This is a genomic window from Mediterranea sp. An20 (genome assembly GCF_002160055.1).
Lineage (GTDB): Bacteria > Bacteroidota > Bacteroidia > Bacteroidales > Bacteroidaceae > Bacteroides > Bacteroides avicola.
Map to the genome: position 1 here is coordinate 1 of NZ_NFJV01000044.1, position 21064 is coordinate 21064.

Sequence of the window (21064 nt, forward strand, 5' to 3'; positions counted from 1 at the left end):
GAAAAAGAGGATGAGATAATCCGCAGGTGTTCCCCTTCGGGGAGCCACCAGCGGTTACCCATAGTTCAACCTCTTCAAGGTTGCCGATCGTGCGAGGCTGGAAAGAGGCAAACGTGCGAAGCCAGTAAGAGTCAGACGTGCGAAGCAAGAAAGAGTCAGACGTGCGAAGCAAGAAAGAGCCAGACGTGCGAAATGTCAATACATGCAGGGCAGGCAATGTGGAAATGCTCAATTATAACCCATGCAAAGTATAGTTTTATATTAAACACAGAGACACAAAGTCCCGTAACTGTCTGTAGAAAAATAACAAGGGGGACCACGGAGTCTGCGGCTTCGCCACAGACAAAAGGGCCATAAACTCTGTGAGCCGTGGACAAGAAAACAAAACTCTGTGTCTCCGTGACTCTGTGTTTTGTATCATTACGCCCCACGGGAAAAGACATTATGCTTCTACACCGCTGCGTTTCCAAAGATTTTCCGGGGTCGGATAAAAAAAAGGATGCTTCCTTTTTCGGAAAGCATCCCTTTTTAAATTATATGAAAAAATTTTTATGCTTCTTCTGCAACAACTTCGAAAGGAATTTCTACAGAAACTTCCTTGTGCAGACGAACAACAGCCTTGTAGTTGCCTACTTCCTTCACTGTTTCTTTCACAGTGATAAGCTTACGGTCGATGTTATGACCCAATTTAGCCAGTTCGTCAGCAATTTGGATATTACCTACAGAACCGAAGATAGTGCCCGTAGCACTTACCTTGGTAGCAATCTTCAAAGATACACCTTCCAATTTAGCAGCCAATTCTTCAGCATCCTTCTTGATTTTCTCCAACTTGTGTGCGCGTTGCTTCAACTCTTCGGCCAGCATTTTCTTGGCTGCCGGCGAAGCGATAACAGCCTTACCAGTAGGAATGAGGTAGTTACGTCCATAACCAGACTTCACGGTTACAATATCGTTCTTATAACCCAAGTTTACGATGTCTTCTTTCAAAATAATTTCCATAGTTACCTCCTCCTATTATTTCATCAAGTCAGTTACATAAGGCAACAAAGCCAAGTGACGAGCTCTCTTCACAGCCTGAGCCACACGACGCTGATACTTCAACGAAGTACCCGTGATGCGACGCGGCAGGATTTTACCCTGCTCATTCAGGAATTTCTTCAAGAATTCGGGATCCTTGTAGTCAATGTACTTGATGCCACTCTTTTTAAAACGGCAGTATTTCTTTTTCTTCACGTCTACAGAAGGCGGAGTCAAATATCTGATTTCTGATTGAACTTGTTGTGCCATAATTAATCCTCCTTTTTAGTTGATTTCAAACTTCTTCTTTTTGCAGCATACTCAGCAGCATATTTATCCAATTTGAATGTCAGGAAACGAATCACTCGTTCGTCACGACGGAAGTTGACTTCCAACTTGGCAATAACAGCAGGATCTGCATTAAACTCAATCAGCTGATAGAAGCCGGTAGACTTCTTCTGAATGGGGTAAGCCAGCTTTTTCAGTCCCCAGTTCTCCTCATTCACGATCTCAGCACCTTCGGAAATAAGGATGCCTTTGAATTTCTCGACCGCTTCCTTCATCTGAGCATCAGACAAAACGGGAGTCAAAATGAAAACGGTTTCGTATTGATTCATACTTGTTTAAATAAATAATAATATGTGTTTATAAAAAAGCGGTGCAAAGGTAGACATTTTATTTGGAATAGCCAATAATTTATGTGCCTTATTTTTTTGCCAGGCAAATATTAGGAAAAACCAGGGCAGTAAGCTAACTTTGCACAGTTGTTCAAACAATCATTTGCAATGGAACCACTCAACCTCGACATCCGCCTTGTATTTGCCATACTTAACGGCAAAGTATCTGCTGCCATCAACCGCAAGCTATCACGCCATTTCCGTCAAAACAGTCTGGACATAACTCCCGAACAATGGACCGTGCTCATCTACCTGTGGGAACAAGACGGAGTCACCCAACAAGAGTTATGCAACGCCACCTATAAGGACAAGCCCAGCATGACACGACTGCTCGACAACATGGAGCGCCGCCACCTTGTGGTACGCATTGCCGACAAAAAAGACCGCCGCAACAACCTCATCCACCTGACCAAAGACGGCCGACAACTGGAGGAGCTTGCCCGACAAGCCGCCAACCAGGCTCTGGTAGAGGCACTGAAGGGCGTCACACAGGAAGAGCTGAACATAGGACAAGACTTGCTAAGGAAGATTTTTGCCAACACCAAAGACTAAAAAACGATGAGAAATCTACTGAAAAACATCGGACTCCTTTTCATTATAGCAGGAGTAGCGATGCTGGTTATCGGCTACCTTACCGACCACATCAGCAACACACTGCTGGGCTGTGCGATGGGAGTCATTGTCATAGGGCTGGTGGGGTATATCATCATCAACAAAAGGCTCTAAGAGCCTCATGAAACTGAGCAAAATTTAAACAGGCTCTAAGCCCGCAAAGCACTCTTCAAAATGGGAAAAGAGGGTGTATCAAAATTCAAAATCACTATCATTAGCTTCGCTCAAAACCTCTTTTGACTATTTCATTAAGGTATAGTCTGTCATGTTGAGCGGAGCAAAGCGAAGTCGAAACATCTCACATTATGCATAGTGAGCCCCCTCGACTAAGCTCGGGGTGACAGAATAATAGGTAATTTCTATTTCGACATACCCTCTTTCGTCAGATTTGATGTTTATCCGGTATCAAATGCCCAACGACTTGCGCACGGCTTCTACCTTTTCGGCAGCTTCAGCGCATGCCTTTTCGTAACATCCGGCGCACTTCATCTGCCCCTTGACTTCGATGTAGAACTTAATCTTGGGTTCCGTACCCGAAGGACGGACAGAAATCTTCGTGCCGTCTTCTGTGAAGTACTGCAGTACATTGGAAGTCTCCGGCATTACTAAATCAGTCACATTACCCTGAGCATCTGTAGCTTTCAACGTCTTGTAGTCCTTGGTCAATACCACGGGCGATCCACCGATTTCCTTCGGCGGGTTGGCGCGGAATCCTGCCATCATAGCCTGGATTTCCTCCGCTCCGGTCTTACCCGGCTTCACGACATTGACAGTAGTTTCTTTTGAGAAGCCATATTCCAGATAGATTTCCATCAAGACATCATACAACGTCTTGCCCTGGTCCTTGGCCCAAGCACAGATTTCGGCCAGCAACGAGCAGGCAGAAACCGCATCTTTATCGCGCACGAAGTCTTCGGCCAGGAAACCATAGCTTTCTTCGCCGCCACCGATATACTGCTGCTTGCCTTCGCTCAAACGGATTTCGCGGGCAATCCATTTAAAGCCCGTGTAGCAATCGCGCATCTCGATATGATTCTTGTCGGCAACTGCCTTGATGAGTTCCGTCGTCACGATGGTCTTCACAATGAAGTCATTGGGTTGCATCTTGCCCGTGGCAATGCGGTTACGTATGATATAGTACAAGAAGATGAGACACGTCTGGTTACCGTTGATGAGTACCCATTCGCCCTTATCGTTCTTGCAGGCCATGCCTACGCGGTCGGCATCGGGGTCGCTGGCCATTACGATGTCGGCATCAATCTCCTTCGCCAGCTTGATGGCCAAAGTCAATGCCTCGGCATTTTCAGGATTCGGCGAAACCACCGTGGGGAAGTTGCCGTCCTTCACCATCTGTTCGGGCACGCAATGTACGTTCTCAAAGCCCCATACCTTCAGCGACCAGGGGATAAGCGTACGTCCGGCTCCATGCAAGGGCGTATAGACGATGCACAAGTCTTTCTGCCGCTTGATGACTTCGGGGTCGATGGAAATAGAATGTATCTTTTCCAAGTACACTTTGTCGACATCTTCACCAATGATTTGGATAAGGTCCTTGTTGCCCTGGAACTTGATATCGGCCACCTTCACCTTGTTCACCTCGTCGATGATGGCAGTATCGTGCGGTGCCAGCACCTGAGCGCCATCTTCCCAATAGGCCTTGTAGCCATTGTATTCGCGCGGGTTGTGGCTGGCGGTGATGTTGATACCGCTCTGGCATCCCAGGTGACGGATGGCAAAAGAGACTTCGGGAGTGGGACGCAGGTCGTCGAAGAGATAGACCTTGATGCCATTGGCCGAGAAAATGTCGGCAGATATTTCGGCAAACTTGCGGCTGTTGTTACGGCAGTCATGGCCTACTACGACAGAAATCTGCCCCTTGTCCTTGAAGCATTTGTTCAAGTAGTTGGCCAGTCCCTGTGTAGCGGCGCCCACCGTATAGATGTTCATGCGGTTGCTTCCGGCACCCATGATGCCGCGCAGTCCTCCCGTACCGAATTCCAAATCCTTGTAAAAACTGTCTATCAACTCGGTCTTGTCCGCGTTGTCCAGCATACGTCTTACTTCAGCCTGGGTTTCCGCATCGTATGCGGGGGTCAACCACTGTTCGGCTTTCTCGGTCACTTGCTTGATGAGTTCTTGATTCTCCATGATATGTATGTTAAATGATTGATGATTAATGGTAAATGGTTAATGATTAATGGTTGATGGTCAATGATTAATGGTTGATGGTCAATGATTAATGGTTAATGGTTAATGGTTGATGGCCAATAGTCAATGATTAACCATTTATCATTAACCATTAACCATTAACCATTAGCCATAGCCATTAATCATTGATGCACCGCACAAAGGTAACGAGATAAAATGAACTAACCAATATTATTCGGGCATTTTATATCGGTCGCCAGTCTGTTTCACATATTCTCGTTTGAAGTCTTCGGGGAATCCCGGGCGTATGACGCCGGCCGGCTGCCCGATAGCGTTGCGCTCGAAAGTACCATCGGGATTGGTGCGCCGGATGACTCCATCGGCATATTTCACCACTAAGTACTCACCCAACCGCTTCCAGGTATCGAAGGTGCTCTGGGCAGTCATGTTGGTATAGTCGGTCAGCAGGGCTTTGGCTTTGTCGGGGTCGGTCTGCCAAAGCTGGAGAGCGGCCGACTCGATGCCCGGCTGCGCTTCGTTGAAGGCTGTTTCCAGTTCGGTCTGCGTGGCCCGTACGTCACCTATCATGAGGTCGTAGCGAGGATAAACCATGTTGGAGACCCAGTTGAATATCCAGAAAGCGGAGTTCCAAGAGAAATTGACGTAATCGGCATTGTCCACACGGGTATAGCAGCGGGGGACGCGGTCGGCGCAGCAATAAACGGGTGTAAAGACAGTCATGTTGGCATCGTCTGTGCCAAACCACAGTACGCCGCCCACGGCATCAGGCAGGGTGGCACGCATCTGTGCCACGAAGACAAAGCCGGTCTGCTGTGTAGAGATAGGACGCTCGTTGAAATACTTCTGCCCGTCGACTTCAAAATCGAGTGGTGAGAGGCGGTAGGGTGTGTGGTAAGCCCCGGCTCCGAAATCCTGGCTGATGTCGAGCGGCGTGCCTTCGTAGTGGTCGCGCATGGCATTCTTGACATCCTGCACGGAGATCTTGCGGTTAGGCTTTACGAAGAGAGGCATGGGCGTAGGATCTTTGCCTTCTATGTAAGAGAGATATTCCTTGCCATGATCGGTAAACATGTTGTAGTAGCTCCACACGCGGGCTTCGCAATAACGCAGTTCGCCGAAGCCGGTAGGAGCATAGGCGCGGGAGAAACTGAAGTCTTTGTTGACACCGCTGAAATAACCTTTCTCGCGGGCAAAGGAAATCACGTCGGGCGAATAAATACAGTTTTCCTTGTCATCCAAGTCAAACTGGTGGATACGGCTGTGGTTGGCATGGGCCGAAATGCAGTCGTCGGGCACACGCACTGCCACCCACACGGCTCCGCGCACGCCGGGTCCCTTGCCAATCATCTCCATAATCCAGATTTCGTTGGGGTCGGCAATGGTAAACGACTCGCCGCTGCTGTAATAACCGTATTCCTGCACCAGGTCGGTCATCACGCGGATGGCCTCGCGGGCGTTGCGCGAACGTTGCAGAGCCAGGTAGATAAGGCTACCATAGTCGATAATACCGGTGGTGTCGACCAGCTCGGGGCGTCCGCCGAAAGTGGTTTCGCCGATGGTAAGCTGGAATTCGTTCATGTTTCCAATGACGTTATACGTCTGTCGGGCCTGTTCTATCTGCCCCAGATACTTGCCAGTATCCCACTCATAGACATTCACCATCGTCCCTTTGGGATAGACAGCTGCAGGGTAGTGATACAACTCGCCGAACAGCGCGTATGAGTCGGCCGAATAAGACACGATGGTGGAGCCGTCGGCCGAAGCGTTCTTGCCCACAATCAGGTTGGTGCAGGCGGGCAGGTAATTGGCCACGACCGTCACAAACAGAAGGAAAAGAGTCAGTCTTTTGATGTTCATACTATAATATAAGGTATTAATTAATAAAAATGTCAGGACTGCGTATCAGAAAGAGCCTACCAGGTAAAGCTGTACAGCTCCGTGGTACGGTTGCCGCATTGGTCTTCCACGGTCATCTCAAGCGTATGGGTGCCTCCTTTGTCTACGTGCCGCGGATCGAGCCTGCACACTAAATTGCCACTGATGGAGTTTGGCTTGCCGAAGAGGGCATAGCGTCCGTCGATGGTCCCACGGTAAGAGCGGATACCCGTTTCCTTGTCGCGTGCCTTGAAGACAATACGTCCTGTGCGTCCCCAAGACTTGGGGTTGACAGGAGTAAGCACCGGCGGCACGGTATCTACAGCCACGGTATAAGTAGCCAACTCGCGGACATCCACTTGCATGCGTCCGTTTTCGTACCGTCCACCCACGTAGTATTTCCGGCCGCGGCGGTTGATGCCCGCCACGTAGTATTTCGTTGTATCGGCCACCGGCCTGTTGCGCAGGGCGATGGACATCGGGCATTTGCCATGCAGGGGTATGGCGGTATCGTTCAGGCGGTAAGTCAGGGAAATGTCGCCGCTATCGGCCCGCATGGCATAATCCAGACGGGCATCCTCGTAGAGCATTCCGCGGGGAATCACCAACTGCAAGCCGGGTTCCTGAAAGACATTCACGCGGTTCCAGCGCAAGATATACTTGTCGCGGTGCTCCACCCGTGGGACAGGCATCTGCCGCCCCTGCACCGTGAAGCTGACATGCGACGTATTGCCCAGTGCATCGCTCAGTGTATATCTGAAATGATAGGGCCGTTCCTCGTCAATCAGCACCAAGCCACGCTGTCCGTTAGAGGCATGAAGCATGCGCAAGCGGTTGCCAGGGTCGATAAACGACTTCATGTATTGGCCGTAAGTCCACGAATTGATGTAGCGTGTCTCCTCATCGCTGAAGCGGTCTACTTCGCTGCGGAACACCTCCTGGCTATCCACCTCAAGCACCACGGTACGCACGCCATACTTGTTGGAAACGCCCTCCATGTAGTCGTATGCCCGTATGCCGATGCCCACCAGTCCCCAGGCCGTAACAGTTTTCTGCGGGCGCAGCGCGAAGGTCTGCGGCTCTGTGCTGCCGTTCACCACCCCCTCGCCCGGCTGCGGGAAGAGCATGATGCCCTGTGCGCGTGGCGCCGTATGGTCTTTCACATATTTCCTGAAGAAAGGCAAGGGGTCTACGCTGTCGCCGGTCTTGTCCTCTATGACATCCAGGTGCAGATGCGGTCCGAAGGAGTATCCGGTATTACCGCTCAGAGCAATGACCTGTCCGGCACGCACGGGATATTCATCGGGGCGGGGCGTGATGTCCACCTCCCAACTTTCACGGGCATACTGCAAGTCTTCCACCCGCTGCGCCATCTCGCCCACAAAGGCACTGAGGTGGCGGTTGATGGTGGTATAGCCGTTGTCGTAGGTCACATGGAGCACATAGCCCGAACCGTGGGTGACACGTATGCGCGACACATGCCCGTCGGCCAATGCCCGCACAGGCTTGCCGATACTGCCACCGGTCTTGAAATCGAGGCCACCGTGAAAATGGTTTGCCCGTATCTCTCCGAAATTACCGCTGAATGTAAGGGGAAAATCAAAGGGAGGCACAAAAGCACTTTCCTGCGCCTGCACGCCCGACACGGCGAACAGGGCACAGACTGGTAACACTCGCAGAAATCTATTCATCGTTTATGGTTGCTATTTTTGTGAGCAAAGATAGTGATAATCTGCTTTCGCCCTGCACGTATGCCAAGAAATTAAGTCCCCGGACCACTGCTTTCTGGCGGGAAACCCCTATATTTGCCCCCATGAAACAGAAAGTGGCACAATACATAGCACAGAAACAACTTCTCAAACCGGGCGACCGGGTGCTTGTCGCACTCAGCGGAGGAGCCGACTCCGTGGCCTTGCTGCGCATCCTGCTCGCGCTGGGATACGACTGCGAAGCGGCCCATTGCAACTTCCACCTGCGTGGAGAGGAATCGGACCGCGACGAGGACTTCGTATGCCGTCTCTGCAAGGAACAGCACGTAGCCCTGCACACCGCCCATTTCGACACTGCCCGTGAAGCGGCCCGACGACACATCTCCATCGAGATGGCTGCCCGTGAACTGCGCTACGCATGGTTCGAAGAACTTCGTCTCGCCCGTTGTGCCAATGCCATAGCCGTGGCTCACCACCGCGATGACAGTGCCGAAACCTTCCTGCTCAACCTCCTGCGAGGCACGGGCATCAACGGCCTGCAAGGCATACGCCCCCGCAACGGGTATCTTGTCCGGCCCCTGCTCTGCGCCGACAGGCAGGAGATTACAGCCTACCTGCAACGGATTGGACAAGACTATGTGACTGACAGCACCAACCTGCAAGACGAATACCTGCGCAACAAAATACGCCTGCACCTGCTCCCTCTGATGCAACAGATAAATCCTGCTGCCAAAGAAAACATACTGAAGACCGCCGCCCACCTGACCGACGCTTCCCTACTCTACCGGCAAGCGGTGGATGAAGGACGCCGACGCATCTTGCGCAACGGCGGACAGGCCATAGACATCTGTTCGTTGTTGCAGGAACCTGCCCCCTCTACCTTGTTATTCGAGATACTGCACCCGCTGGGCTTCAACGAAAGCCAGACGGATGCTATCTGCCGGAGTCTGACCGACGGACAACCGGGGAAACGCTTCGAGACCGGAGACTGGCAGGTGGTAAGAGACCGCGAATGCCTGCTGATAGAACGCCGGGAAGAAACAGCCCCCCCCTGTTTAGATATGCAGACAACAGACTACACACCCGGTTTCGACATCCCCCGCGACAGGCATACCGCCTGCCTCGACGCCGACAAGCTGGAGTACCCCCTTACGCTGCGGCTCTGGCAAAAGGGAGATACCTTTGTGCCCTTCGGCATGACGGGCAGGAAGAAAGTAAGCGATTACCTGACCGACCGGAAAGTTCCCCTCTCGCGCAAAGAGCGGCAATGGGTGCTGTGCAGCGGCAATGACATCGCATGGTTAGTGGGCGAACGCAGCGACAACCGCTTCCGCATAGACAGTTCGACCCGGAGAGTCATCATCGTCAGAGTAATATCTCCCGATTCCTAAGTTCCTATGGCAGGTTCTGCGGCTCTGCGTTTGCTTAAAGAAGCATCTCATTTTCTTTCCGGTACTTGAAATGACGGGAAAGCAACACCGCAAACGGCGTATCGAAGCTACGTGCCTGCTGTGGGCAACCTTTCACACAAGCACAGCAGCGTATGCACCGCTCGGCCGAGGTGTGGCATTCATCCCCCTTCGCAATGGCCCGGTTGGGACAAATAGCGGCACAACGCCCGCAATGCGTACACAACGCCTCATCCACCCGCGGCACGACAGGCATCGGCTGTCCGCTTTTACGCAAACGAATCACTTGCCAAATGAAACGAAGCTTGGCCCAGAAAGGCTGCTTGGGTCGACGGATGCGGGACACATCTACTTTCTGCAACGCATCCGCACTGCGGGCAGCCTGCACCTTTGCCATCACCCGGTGTCCCAGCAAGACTGCTTCTTCCCAGTCTTCCTTGTCCGGACGCCCCGCTGCAATGGGATGACGGACCGTACTGTAAGAATGCTCGCCCACAAACGTAGCGGCAGCAATGACCCGGAAACCTTTTCCCGTCAAAAACGTGTCCAATTCCTGCAACGCATTCTCATACGCCCGGTTGCCATACACAACCACTGCCACCGCCGGTGTGCCCGACGCCCGTAATCCTGCCATGCGCACTGCCGCCAGATGAGGAATATGCCCGACGTATACAGGCACCACCACAACCGCCAGCACATCGGCAGGCATCTCCGGCAGGTCGGCAGCTTCGTGAGTCACGTCGGTTACGGCAACCTCTTTCAGCCCCAAACCGTGCACAATACCTTCGCCTACCTTACGCGAAGTATGGGTAGGGGAGAAGAATATCAGATGAGCTTTTGTTATATTCATAATCACATTATTAATTAAGTAATCAATTAGATTTATGCTTTGCGCGGGTTAGAATTGTGCATTTCCACATTGCCTGCCCTGCATGCACTGACATTTCGCATGTCAGACTCTTTCCAGCCTCGTACGTCAGACTCTTTCCAGCCTGTCTGACAAGCCATTGGTTCTTATCTATAAGAAGTTTGCTTCCAAGCCCTTGGCCACTTCCTGCCAAGCGCCCGGCAATGGGACCGGAAGCGGCTGCGCCACCACACCCGCCAGGCTATTCAGGCAAATCTGTTCGCGGACCGCCGACAAACCGCGCAAAGTTAAACCTTTCTCACCAAAATAAGACAGAAAAATTGAATCTTTCAAAAAGATTTCTTATCTTTGCACCGTTGTAATCATCGGCAAGCCATTTGCTGAGGCAAATTTGCCAACGATTGCACAACCCAACTGATTATTTTTATCCCAAAATTTACAAGACAATCTCAAGAACACGGGGTATGAGCCCCCGAAGGCATACGCATGTACCAACAATTGTTGCCTATGTGTCGAGGCCTTCTCTGACAGAAATTATAAACCAATCACACATATTTTAATATGTACAACATTATTCAATTGAACGACAAGAGTTTGTCGGAGCTGCAAACCATTGCGCAAGAACTTGGCATCAAGAAGACAGATTCGCTGAAAAAAGAAGAACTCGTTTACAAAATCCTTGATGAACAAGCCATTGCCGGTGCTACCAAGAAAGTGGCTGCCGACAAACTGAAAGAAGAACGTAAAGTAGAAAAACAAAAGCGCCCGCGTGCTTCCAAGAAAGAAAACACCAACAATACGCCGGCCACACCCCCACATAACGAAACTACCAGTGCCAAGAAGGAAGAAACGGTTGCCAATGACCAACCCTCTCCTGCGGAAGCAACTACGGAAAATGCCACACAAAAAACTATGGAAGAAACAAACACCACTGCCAAACGCAAACCCGGACGCCCCCGCAAAGCCAAACAGCAGGAAGAGAAAAAGGCCGAAGCTACCCTTTTCGAGCAACCTGTGGAAGAGGCACAGGCACCTGCCGGAGAACCGGTTTCCGCTGCCCCTGACACAGAAGCTGCCAAAACACCGGAGAACACGCAGGAAACAACCGCTCCATTCGCCAACAACGCAGACGATTTTATCCCCATCGAAGACCTGCCCACAGAAAAGGCCGAGCTTCCTTCGGAACTGATCGGAAAGTTTGAGGCTACCAAAACGACGCTTCCTGCCATTCCCATCAAGAACCAACCGCAACAGCAGCGTCCGCGCATCGCCCGCCAACGGGATAACAACAATAATAACATTAACAATAACAATAACCGCAATAACAACAACCAGCCCCGTCCCGTGCAAGCCAACAACAACGAGATGATGCCCGAAAATGCACCGGAACGCAAACCCATAGAACGTGAAAAGAACTATGAGTTCGATGATATTCTGGGCGGTACCGGCGTGTTGGAAATCATGCAAGACGGCTACGGATTTCTCCGCTCGTCGGACTACAACTACTTGTCTTCGCCGGACGACATCTACGTGTCGCAATCGCAAATCAAGCTCTTCGGTCTGAAAACGGGCGATGTAGTAGAAGGCATTATCCGCCCGCCCAAGGAAGGCGAGAAATATTTCCCATTAGTGAAGGTTTCGAAAATCAACGGACGCGACCCGGCCTTTATCCGCGACCGCGTTTCCTTTGAGCACCTGACGCCCCTCTTCCCCGACGAAAAGTTCAAGCTTTGCCAAGGAGATTACCGCGACACGCTCTCGGCTCGCGTCGTCGACCTCTTTGCCCCTATCGGCAAGGGACAGCGCGCCCTCATCGTGGCACAGCCCAAGACGGGTAAGACCATCCTGATGAAGGACATCGCCAACGCCATCGCAGCCAACCACCCCGAGGTGTATATGATTATGCTGCTTATCGACGAGCGCCCGGAGGAAGTGACCGACATGGCACGCACGGTCAATGCCGAAGTCATTGCCTCGACCTTCGACGAACCTGCCGAACGCCATGTCAAAATTGCGGGTATCGTATTGGAAAAAGCCAAGCGCCTGGTGGAATGCGGACACGACGTCGTCATCTTCCTCGACTCCATCACCCGACTGGCACGTGCCTACAACACCGTGTCGCCCGCATCGGGCAAGGTACTGTCCGGAGGTGTGGACGCCAACGCCCTGCACAAGCCCAAACGCTTCTTCGGCGCGGCACGAAACATCGAAGGCGGTGGTTCGCTCACCATCCTGGCCACGGCGCTGATTGACACCGGCTCGAAGATGGATGAGGTCATCTTCGAAGAGTTCAAGGGCACGGGCAACATGGAATTGCAGCTCGACCGCAACCTCTCGAACAAGCGCATCTTCCCCGCCGTCAACATCACTGCTTCCAGCACCCGCCGCGACGACTTGCTGCAAGACAAACAGACGCTGGACCGTATGTGGATTCTGCGCAAGTATCTGGCCGACATGACACCCATAGAGGCTATGGACTTCGTGAAAGACAAACTGGAGAAGACTAAGGATAACGAGGAATTCCTGATGAGCATGAACAGCTAAATAATTGAAAATTGAGAATTGAGAATTAAAAAATAATGGAAGAGGAATTGTCTCTGTATTTTTCAATTCTCAATTCTCAATTCTCAATTTTGCAATTCTCAATTTTCAATTCTCAATTCTCAATTCTCAATTTACCAAGATTATGTTTGACAACCTGAGTGAACGCCTCGAACGGTCGTTCAAGATATTGAAAGGTGAAGGCAAAATCACCGAAATCAACGTAGCGGAAACGCTGAAAGACGTACGCAAGGCCCTGCTGGATGCGGACGTGAACTATAAAGTGGCCAAGACATTCACCGATACCGTGAAGGAGAAAGCCTTGGGACAGAACGTGCTGACAGCCGTGAAACCCAGCCAACTGATGGTGAAAATCGTACACGATGAACTGGCTACCCTGATGGGAGGCGAAACAGCCGAACTGAACCTGACTGGCCGCCCTGCCATCATCCTCATGTCGGGATTGCAAGGTTCCGGTAAAACCACGTTCAGCGGCAAACTGGCCCGTATGCTCAAGGCGAAGAAAAACCGCCGCCCGCTCTTGGTAGCCTGCGACGTCTATCGCCCCGCCGCCATCGAACAGCTGCGCGTGCTCTCCGAACAAATTGAGGTGCCCATGTACAGCGAGCCCGACTCGAAAGATCCTGTCGCCATTGCCCTCCACGCCATTCAGGAAGCCAAGGCTAAAGGACTGGACACTGTCATCGTCGATACTGCCGGACGCTTAGCCGTGGACGAAGAAATGATGCAGGAAATAGCTGCCATCAAACAAGCCATCAATCCGGACGAAATTCTCTTCGTGGTCGACTCCATGACCGGACAGGACGCCGTGAACACCGCCAAGGAATTCAACGACCGCCTGGACTTCACGGGCGTTGTGCTGACCAAGCTGGACGGCGACACCCGCGGCGGTGCGGCACTCTCTATCCGCTCGGTGGTGACCAAACCCATCAAATTTATCGGTACGGGCGAGAAGTTGGATGCCATCGACCAATTCCATCCCTCGCGCATGGCCGACCGCATCTTGGGTATGGGCGACATCGTATCGCTGGTGGAACGTGCACAGGAACAGTATGACGAAGAAGAGGCCAAGCGGCTGCAACGCAAAATCCAGAAGAACCAGTTCGACTTCAACGATTTCCTCAACCAAATCCAGCAAATCAAGAAGATGGGTAACCTGAAGGAACTGGCCAGCATGATTCCCGGTGTAGGCAAGGCCATCAAAGACATCGACATTGACGACAACGCTTTCAAGAGCATCGAGGCCATCATCTACTCCATGACTCCCGAAGAACGCACCAACCCCGCCATTCTCAACGGTTCGCGCCGCCAGCGCATCGCCAAGGGCAGCGGCACCAACCTGCAGGAGGTGAACAAGCTGCTGAAGCAGTTTGACCAGACACGCAAGATGATGAAAATGGTGACGGGCAGCAAGATGGGCAAGATGGGCCAGATGATGATGCCTAAACTGAAACGCTGAAAAGAACAATGAACTAATCCACTAAAAAAGAACATACTATGACACTGATTGACGGAAAAGCCATCTCCGCCCAAATCAAACAGGAGATAGCAGAAGAAGTGGCCCAAATCGTGGCCAACGGAGGGAAGCGCCCCCACCTGGCCGCCATCCTCGTAGGACACGACGGAGGCAGCGAAACCTACGTGGCCAACAAAGTAAAGGCGTGCGAAGTGTGTGGCTTCAAGTCGACCCTCATCCGCTACGAAGACGACGTGACTGAGGAAGAACTGCTGGCCAAGGTGCGTGAACTCAATGCCGACGACGATGTAGACGGATTCATCGTCCAGCTCCCCCTGCCCAAGCATATCTCCGAGCAGAAGGTCATCGAAACCATCGACTACCGCAAAGATGTCGACGGCTTCCACCCCATCAACGTGGGCCGCATGTCCATCGGATTGCCCTGCTACATCTCGGCCACGCCCAACGGTATTCTGGAATTGCTAAAGCGTTATAACATCGAAACGCAAGGCAAAAAATGTGTCATCCTGGGCCGCAGCAACATCGTAGGCAAACCCATGGCCATGCTGATGATGCAGAAAGCCTATCCCGGCGACGCCACCGTCACCGTATGCCACAGCCGCAGCCGCGACTTAGTAAAGGAATGCCAGGAAGCCGACATCATCATCGCTGCCATGGGACAGCCCAACTTCGTGAAGGCCGACATGGTAAAGGAAGGCGCCGTTATCATTGATGTCGGCACCACCCGCGTGCCCGATGCCACCAAGAAATCTGGCTTCAAACTGACAGGCGATGTGAAATTTGATGAAGTGGCTCCCAAATGTTCTTACATCACCCCCGTACCGGGAGGCGTAGGCCCGATGACCATCGTCTCGCTGATGAAGAACACGCTGCTGGCAGGCAAAAAGGCCATTTATCTATAAAATTCATGTAAGACTCCAATGAAAGCTCTGCTTTTCATCCTCAGTCTGCTGACAAGCAGCGTAACCCTTTCTGCCCAGCAAAGGATTACGCTGCTGTTTGTCGGCGACCTGATGCAACACCAGGCACAGATAGACGCGGCCCGCACTGCAAACGGTTCTTACGACTACGCTCCCTGTTTCTCGCAGGTATGCGGACAAATCTCACAAGCCGACATCGCCATCGGCAATCTTGAAGTAACGCTGGGAGGGACTCCCTATGCCGGCTATCCCGCTTTCAGTGCTCCCGATGAGTATCTGACTGCTATCCGTGATGCCGGTTTCGACGTTTTGCTGACAGCCAATAACCACTGCCTGGACCGGGGCGCTCAAGGACTGGAACGCACCATCCGGATGTTGGACTCTTTGCACATCCCCCATGCAGGCACATACCGTAACGACCTCGAACGCCGTCGCCATTACCCGCTGTTTATAGAAAAAAACGGCTTTCGCATCGCTCTGCTCAACTATACGTACGGTACCAACGGGATAACAGTCTCCTCTCCTTACCTTGTCAACTACATCGACCGCGAGCTTATCGCCCAGGACATATTGGCCGCACAGTCTCGCCGCCCCGATGCCATCATTGCCTGCATACACTGGGGGGAAGAGTACCAGTCACTCCCTAACCAAGAGCAACAGGAACTGGCTGAATGGCTACTGCAACAAGGCGTAACCCACATCATCGGCTCACATCCCCACGTCATACAACCGATGGAACTACGTGCTGACGGGCATAACCAACACATAGTAGCCTACTCATTAGGCAACTTCATCTCCAACATGAGCCTTTCCGGCACCGATGGCGGCCTGATGCTGACGTTACAATTAGAAAAATACCCTCTGCCCGCTCCTATCCCACCACGCTACCCCACGCAGCAGAGCTATTCCCCGCAAGTCACCCGCCATATTCCATTCCCATTCTGCCAGGTTTCCGCCTGCTATTATGACTTGGTATGGACCGCGCGCCCCCAGCTTACCGGTGCTTCCAATTTTGTCCTCTATCCCATCCATTCCCAGCAAACAGACTCGCTGCCAGAGAAAGCACGTATCCCCTTGCAACACTTCATAGAAAACAGCCGGGCATTGCTCCAACAACACAACAAAGGCATCTTTGAAAACAAAACAAACAAAAAATAAGGCTTCCTGCAAAAAAACAGTGCGAAATACTTGGTGGTTTCAAAAATAAGCTCTATCTTTGCACAGCATTTGAGAAATGCACTAACATGGTGGCTGTAGTTCAGTTGGTTAGAGCGTCAGATTGTGGTTCTGAATGTCGTGGGTTCGAGTCCCATCTGCCACCCCAAGGAAATGAATCGCTAAGTTCTTAAAATAAAGAATTTAGCGATTTTTCTTTTTAGGCAAGAATCCTATCTATGCACTTCTGCATACCTTCTAATCTAATGCGGGTCAGTAAAAAAACGGATAAGTAGAAGAAACTATCTCAAACACGACTTAATATAATCTTCTATTTCTTGGGCAGTGACAGCATACACAGGTGCAAGTTGTTCAAAGTGTGCATCTCTTGCGAAGCGGTTGCCATTGGTCAACATGGCAAGCAGATTCTTGGATTTAAGCCGATGTCCTGAATAAGTAAGTGCCAAAGATATTAGTTCATGAATAGAAACACCAGACTTTAGAATGGAGTAAATATCATAATAGTCACGAAAATTACTTCTGCGCAACATCACCTCCATCTTCATAGCTCCAATAGCTTTTACATCAGCTAATCGTACATGATTCAAGTAATCCACAGGCTTATCAACAGGAGAATACTTGGGACAGGCATAAAACGAGAATTTCACTCCAGCTACCACATACTCCACATGGTCTATATCCAAAATGTCTTTATGCTGGATTTCGCCAACAGTGGCAAGTTCTTTCTCTATCTGATACCATGCCACTTCCATCTTTTCAGTTTTGGAAGTCCGCCATTTCATAAAGTCCAAATCTTCACTCTGCCGTGTGCCTATCTGCAAGGACAAGGCTGTACCACCCACCAAAAGATAGGGCTTGATGCAGTCTAATTTAGAAACAGCTTCAAAGATTTGTCGGGTGTGTGGTGCTAAACCTTTCATACAAACATCTTATTAAAGTGACGAGTAGCCATAGACTTTATATAGGCATCCGGCTTCTTCGCCTTGAAATAGTACCAAGCAAAAAAGCGGTTCAACGTGTAGAGATATTCTTCCTGCGGAATAAGGTAGTCTAACCATACTTGCTTTATCTTCTTAAAAGGATAAATCAGGAAAAGCTGGTTGATTTCATCCAAGTCAAGATGCAACAAAGTCTTTTCAATCAGCATATCATCGGGAATATCCTTGATTGAATCCTCATTGTACGACCAAAAGCAATGCTCCTGCTTTAGCTTTGCCAACAGTTCTTGTTTGATTGCATCACTTGACATAACACATTCTATTAGAATACCACAAAATTAGTGATTATTCCTGTTGAGAACAAACAAAAAGGTGAGAATGTTGTGCATATCTTATCATCAGATTTATTCTATCTTGGTTTATAGGAAAAAGTAAGTGCATCCACCTAAACAATAAGTCATTATCATTGCATAAACCCATAAGATTTACTATAATGACTTTAATGAAAACTAAATATATGTTACAATCACAATCTGTTCAATTCATCAAAATTACTGCTATGCTTACTGTTCTTTTCACGTCCGAATCTGTAAGTTATATTCAGCTTAATCTGTCGGGACTCGCTTTTACCCCAATTCCATAACTGAAAACCGCTGAACGAACTGTAATTATCCCATCTGCTTGTCCAGAATATATCACTCATGGCAAGATTGACTGTCCATCTTTTATTTGCAAAACTCTTGCTGAAGCCTATATCGACATATCCTGAAGGATCTACATATTCATTTGAAGCTCCGAGCCTCTTTGTTATATACGAACCGTTCAACTCCATCTGTATTTGCCAAGGCAGTCTTACAGTGTTCTGTATGGAGAATATACCAGCAAAACCATCAAGATTGAACTTTCTGTACTGATCAAATGCTATGTCATTCTTTACATAATATCCTATCAGATTAAGGTTCATTTCCCACCAGCGTGCAATGCTTATACCTTGATACAAGGTAACGGAAGCCCGCTGCTGCTTTCCGATGTTTCTTGGTGTCATAATTACCTTATTTATCGAAAGTGTATCCGTTATCTGAGCCTTGTAATCCTTCATGTATGAATAAGATGCAGTGACTGCTGTACGGTTATATGAGTAAGTCAAAGCTACCTTGTGGGTTTTCTGAGGTGTTAAAAACGGATTACCTTTCCAGTAGGATAATTCGTCAAGCAGATACTCAAAGGGATTAAGGTCTTGATATGCAGGACGGTCTATGCGACTTGCATAGCTTAGAGTCAGTGCATGACTGTCGTTTATCTGATAGTTCAGATTGAATGTAGGGAATATGTCAAAATAGTTCCTTTTGTTGTTTTCATCGCCGTCTCCGTTAATAGTGTGCAGCATACCGTCAGAAAAAGTATATTCGCCACGCAACCCGGCTTCCATGCTTATTTTATCTCCCAGCGAATGAGAATACAAAATATATCCCGCGAGAATCAGCTCTTTGTATCTGAAATCGTTTGACTGTGATTTGTCGATTGTCTCTTGACCGTTATCTACATCATAGAACTGATAGCCGTTATCTGCATTGACAGATGAAAACTTCAGTCCTGATTTCAGTTCTCCTTCCCACAAGGGATGTTTCTGGTCGTATGATGCGGCATAGATGTTTATATCCCTGCTGTTTACAGACTTATACAAGTTATCCTGTAGCACAGCACCATTAGGCGATACATATTTATTGGGCTGCCAGTTACCCGAACCACCGTCAAACCAAGCATAGTTAAGATCCAAGGTATAGCTTACTCCTTCTTTGGGTGTTGCCAAATAGTAAAGGTTTCCGCCATGCCTGTTTCCTTTCTGAGTATAATAGTCATTGCTTGCATAAAGAGTCTGTTCCAGTTCTTTTGTGTCTGCATCCCTTATTTCAGTAACCGTGTTAGTCTGTCCGGGTCCGAACAGAGTATTTGCATCAATTCTCGCACCAATCAAATGCTTGTCATTCAAGGTGTATTCCATATTCAGATTGCCAGATATTGTCTTCCGCTTGTCTGTGTCTTGTGTGGGACTGTAATAATCTTTCCCTTCTTGAATGCGGTGCATACCATAGTCCATATTGTAATACCCAAAAGCATGGTTATAGTTTCCCGACAAGCTGAACTTGTTTTTTGTATAGTTGAAAGAAAGTTCCGTATTCTCTCTCAGATTTTTCCAATATGAAACACCGTTATTCAGAGAAAAGAAGAAGCCTTCGAATTTCTTTCTATTCATATTAATGTTTATGATCCCCCCTGAACCCTCCGCATCATATTGTGCCGATGGGTTATGCATCACTTCAATAGAAGAAACAGAAGATGATGGGGTAGCTTTCAGAAGTGTTACAAGTTCATCCTTCTGCATATATGTCTGTTTGCCGTTAAAGACTACCAGTACGCTGTTTTTGCCGCCGATACTGATGTTGTTCTCGCCATCTACGAATACTCCCGGAGTTTTTTTCAGGACTTCAAGAGCGGTACTTCCGGCTATGATGCTACTATTTTTCGGAGTAAATATCATCCTCCCTTTTTCTATTTTTACGGATGGCGATTGCTTTTCTCCTATAACCACTACTTCTTCCAATAAGAAATTTTCTGAATACAGTTTTATTGGTGGCAGCAGAGTATCCGATTTTACAACAAACGGAGTGCTTACATGTTGTCTGTATCCAAGACTGCTAACATAGACTTGCAGATTTCCGGCAGCATCCAGATTATAGCTTCCGTTTGCAGAAGTAATGCCTTGATGCACTATATTCCCATTCTCAGCAGCCATAAGAATCACTACTGCCGCATCCAAGGGGTTTCCAATAGAATCGGTAACACTCCCCTTAACCTGATATTGTGCGAACAAAGTAGCACTTTGTATAAGAGCTAATAACAATATTATTTTTTTCATTGCCTCAATCTATTATTCAAGCTTCGCAAGTAATAACACTTCGTTAAATTAATAGCTAATCCGTTGATAACAAATAAGTTAATTAATAAAGTTTAGTAGAATTAAATAAGTCAAGTAGCTGATTTTCATTATCTTTAATGGTATCCTACCACACATTAAAGCAATGAACAGAACAGCACTTGACCAATATGAGGAACTCGTGACCGATGCTTTGAAAAGTTTTTCGGTAAAGTTACGCAAAAGTTTTAAAACCACATTCATCCAATTCATGATTTTGTATATGGTACTGCCAAAAAAGATTAATTTCACCCAAATGGGCCGTTACTCGGACAGCTCGGAACAACGCTTCCGGCAGTTGTTCGAACGTGAGTTTGACTGGATGCTGTTCAATCTCTTCCTTATGCGGCAGCGATACTATCCCTCGCTTTCCATCGGACTGCTAAAGGCCTATCTGGATAATATTTATATGTATATGCTCAAAAGAATTCTTAGCAAGTCCGGTCTGAAACCGAACAGAACTTTTAATTCTAAACTTATCAAAGAACTATTTGGCATAGTGACAGAAGCCGCTTAGCCGATATGTTGAATTCTTAACGGACTATTATAATATTGGGAAGTATTAGAGCCTGTTTAAATTTTGCTCAGTAACATTCTTATCGCCGCCAGTTTCACCATTTCCTCAGCCGAATCGAACGTGAATTCGTAGTTCCGACAGAGCCTTCTATAATTATCGAACCA

The 21064-nt window shown here is 49.1% G+C and carries 19 protein-coding genes and 1 tRNA gene; 9 read left to right on the plus strand and 11 right to left on the minus strand.

Features of this window, described 5'->3' with window-relative positions:
• Positions 1-549: 549 nt before the first annotated feature.
• From rplI to rpsF, 3 genes are read right to left on the minus strand one after another with little or no spacing between them, the layout of a single operon-like run.
• A complete protein-coding gene (gene rplI, locus B5F34_RS16275) occupies positions 550-999 on the minus strand; it encodes a 50S ribosomal protein L9 (protein ID WP_087340838.1) in 450 nt (149 codons plus the stop codon).
• A gap of 15 nt (positions 1000-1014) precedes the next feature.
• The gene (rpsR, locus tag B5F34_RS16280; protein WP_087340839.1) at positions 1015-1287 is read right to left on the minus strand and encodes a 30S ribosomal protein S18; all 273 of its coding nucleotides are present in this window, start codon (positions 1285-1287) and stop codon (positions 1015-1017) included.
• Between the two features lie 2 nt (positions 1288-1289).
• Positions 1290-1634 (minus strand): 30S ribosomal protein S6, encoded by a 345-nt coding sequence (gene rpsF / locus B5F34_RS16285; RefSeq protein WP_087340840.1) that lies wholly within the window; start codon positions 1632-1634, stop codon positions 1290-1292.
• A 168-nt stretch (positions 1635-1802) separates the two neighbouring features.
• Between rpsF and B5F34_RS16290 the strand changes: the two genes are divergently transcribed.
• Together B5F34_RS16290 and B5F34_RS17640 are read left to right on the plus strand one after the other, a co-directional pair.
• Positions 1803-2246 carry a MarR family transcriptional regulator gene (locus B5F34_RS16290; protein WP_087340841.1) on the plus strand — a complete coding sequence of 148 codons (444 nt, stop codon included), beginning with the start codon at positions 1803-1805 and terminating at the stop codon, positions 2244-2246.
• Between the two features lie 6 nt (positions 2247-2252).
• Complete coding sequence (locus B5F34_RS17640; RefSeq protein ID WP_162609358.1) at positions 2253-2420, plus strand: hypothetical protein; 168 nt, start codon at positions 2253-2255, stop codon at positions 2418-2420.
• A 291-nt stretch (positions 2421-2711) separates the two neighbouring features.
• Here B5F34_RS17640 and B5F34_RS16295 read toward each other — a convergent pair whose 3' ends face one another.
• The 3 genes from B5F34_RS16295 to B5F34_RS16305 form a co-directional block, all read right to left on the minus strand.
• The gene (locus B5F34_RS16295) at positions 2712-4454 is read right to left on the minus strand and encodes a phospho-sugar mutase (RefSeq protein ID WP_087340842.1); all 1743 of its coding nucleotides are present in this window, start codon (positions 4452-4454) and stop codon (positions 2712-2714) included.
• 231 nt (positions 4455-4685) lie between these two features.
• Positions 4686-6332, minus strand: a complete 1647-nt coding sequence (locus tag B5F34_RS16300; protein WP_087340843.1) for a C69 family dipeptidase — start codon at positions 6330-6332, stop codon at positions 4686-4688.
• A gap of 56 nt (positions 6333-6388) precedes the next feature.
• Entirely contained in the window at positions 6389-8041 is a 1653-nt protein-coding gene (locus tag B5F34_RS16305; RefSeq protein WP_087340844.1) for a M23 family metallopeptidase, read from the minus strand.
• A 122-nt stretch (positions 8042-8163) separates the two neighbouring features.
• Between B5F34_RS16305 and tilS the strand changes: the two genes are divergently transcribed.
• The gene (gene tilS / locus B5F34_RS16310) at positions 8164-9450 is read left to right on the plus strand and encodes a tRNA lysidine(34) synthetase TilS (RefSeq protein WP_087340854.1); all 1287 of its coding nucleotides are present in this window, start codon (positions 8164-8166) and stop codon (positions 9448-9450) included.
• A 34-nt stretch (positions 9451-9484) separates the two neighbouring features.
• Here tilS and B5F34_RS16315 read toward each other — a convergent pair whose 3' ends face one another.
• The gene (locus tag B5F34_RS16315; protein WP_087340845.1) at positions 9485-10318 is read right to left on the minus strand and encodes a 4Fe-4S binding protein; all 834 of its coding nucleotides are present in this window, start codon (positions 10316-10318) and stop codon (positions 9485-9487) included.
• Between the two features lie 168 nt (positions 10319-10486).
• Positions 10487-10669 carry a hypothetical protein gene (locus B5F34_RS16320; protein ID WP_087340846.1) on the minus strand — a complete coding sequence of 61 codons (183 nt, stop codon included), beginning with the start codon at positions 10667-10669 and terminating at the stop codon, positions 10487-10489.
• 228 nt (positions 10670-10897) lie between these two features.
• Between B5F34_RS16320 and rho the strand changes: the two genes are divergently transcribed.
• The 5 genes from rho (at position 10898) to B5F34_RS16345 (ending at position 16619) form a co-directional block, all read left to right on the plus strand.
• A complete protein-coding gene (gene rho, locus B5F34_RS16325) occupies positions 10898-12880 on the plus strand; it encodes a transcription termination factor Rho (protein ID WP_087340847.1) in 1983 nt (660 codons plus the stop codon).
• 142 nt (positions 12881-13022) lie between these two features.
• Complete coding sequence (gene ffh / locus B5F34_RS16330; protein ID WP_087340848.1) at positions 13023-14357, plus strand: signal recognition particle protein; 1335 nt, start codon at positions 13023-13025, stop codon at positions 14355-14357.
• Between the two features lie 38 nt (positions 14358-14395).
• Positions 14396-15277 (plus strand): bifunctional methylenetetrahydrofolate dehydrogenase/methenyltetrahydrofolate cyclohydrolase FolD, encoded by an 882-nt coding sequence (gene folD / locus B5F34_RS16335; RefSeq protein WP_087340849.1) that lies wholly within the window; start codon positions 14396-14398, stop codon positions 15275-15277.
• 18 nt (positions 15278-15295) lie between these two features.
• Entirely contained in the window at positions 15296-16453 is a 1158-nt protein-coding gene (locus tag B5F34_RS16340; protein ID WP_087340850.1) for a CapA family protein, read from the plus strand.
• An 89-nt stretch (positions 16454-16542) separates the two neighbouring features.
• Positions 16543-16619: transfer RNA gene (locus B5F34_RS16345), tRNA-His, on the plus strand.
• A 133-nt stretch (positions 16620-16752) separates the two neighbouring features.
• Here the strand turns inward: B5F34_RS16345 and B5F34_RS16350 are convergent.
• The 3 genes from B5F34_RS16350 to B5F34_RS16360 all read right to left on the minus strand — a co-directional run bounded on the left by B5F34_RS16350 (position 16753) and on the right by B5F34_RS16360 (position 20326).
• The gene (locus B5F34_RS16350) at positions 16753-17391 is read right to left on the minus strand and encodes a nucleotidyl transferase AbiEii/AbiGii toxin family protein (protein WP_087340851.1); all 639 of its coding nucleotides are present in this window, start codon (positions 17389-17391) and stop codon (positions 16753-16755) included.
• Entirely contained in the window at positions 17388-17720 is a 333-nt protein-coding gene (locus B5F34_RS16355; protein WP_087340852.1) for a hypothetical protein, read from the minus strand. The genes B5F34_RS16350 and B5F34_RS16355 overlap by 4 nt, the downstream gene beginning before the upstream one ends.
• A 215-nt stretch (positions 17721-17935) precedes the next feature.
• The gene (locus B5F34_RS16360; protein ID WP_087340853.1) at positions 17936-20326 is read right to left on the minus strand and encodes a TonB-dependent receptor; all 2391 of its coding nucleotides are present in this window, start codon (positions 20324-20326) and stop codon (positions 17936-17938) included.
• A 163-nt stretch (positions 20327-20489) separates the two neighbouring features.
• Here B5F34_RS16360 and B5F34_RS17995 point away from each other — a divergent pair, with 163 nt between their 5' ends.
• A complete protein-coding gene (locus tag B5F34_RS17995; RefSeq protein WP_239449015.1) occupies positions 20490-20900 on the plus strand; it encodes a hypothetical protein in 411 nt (136 codons plus the stop codon).
• Positions 20901-21064 lie beyond the last annotated feature (164 nt).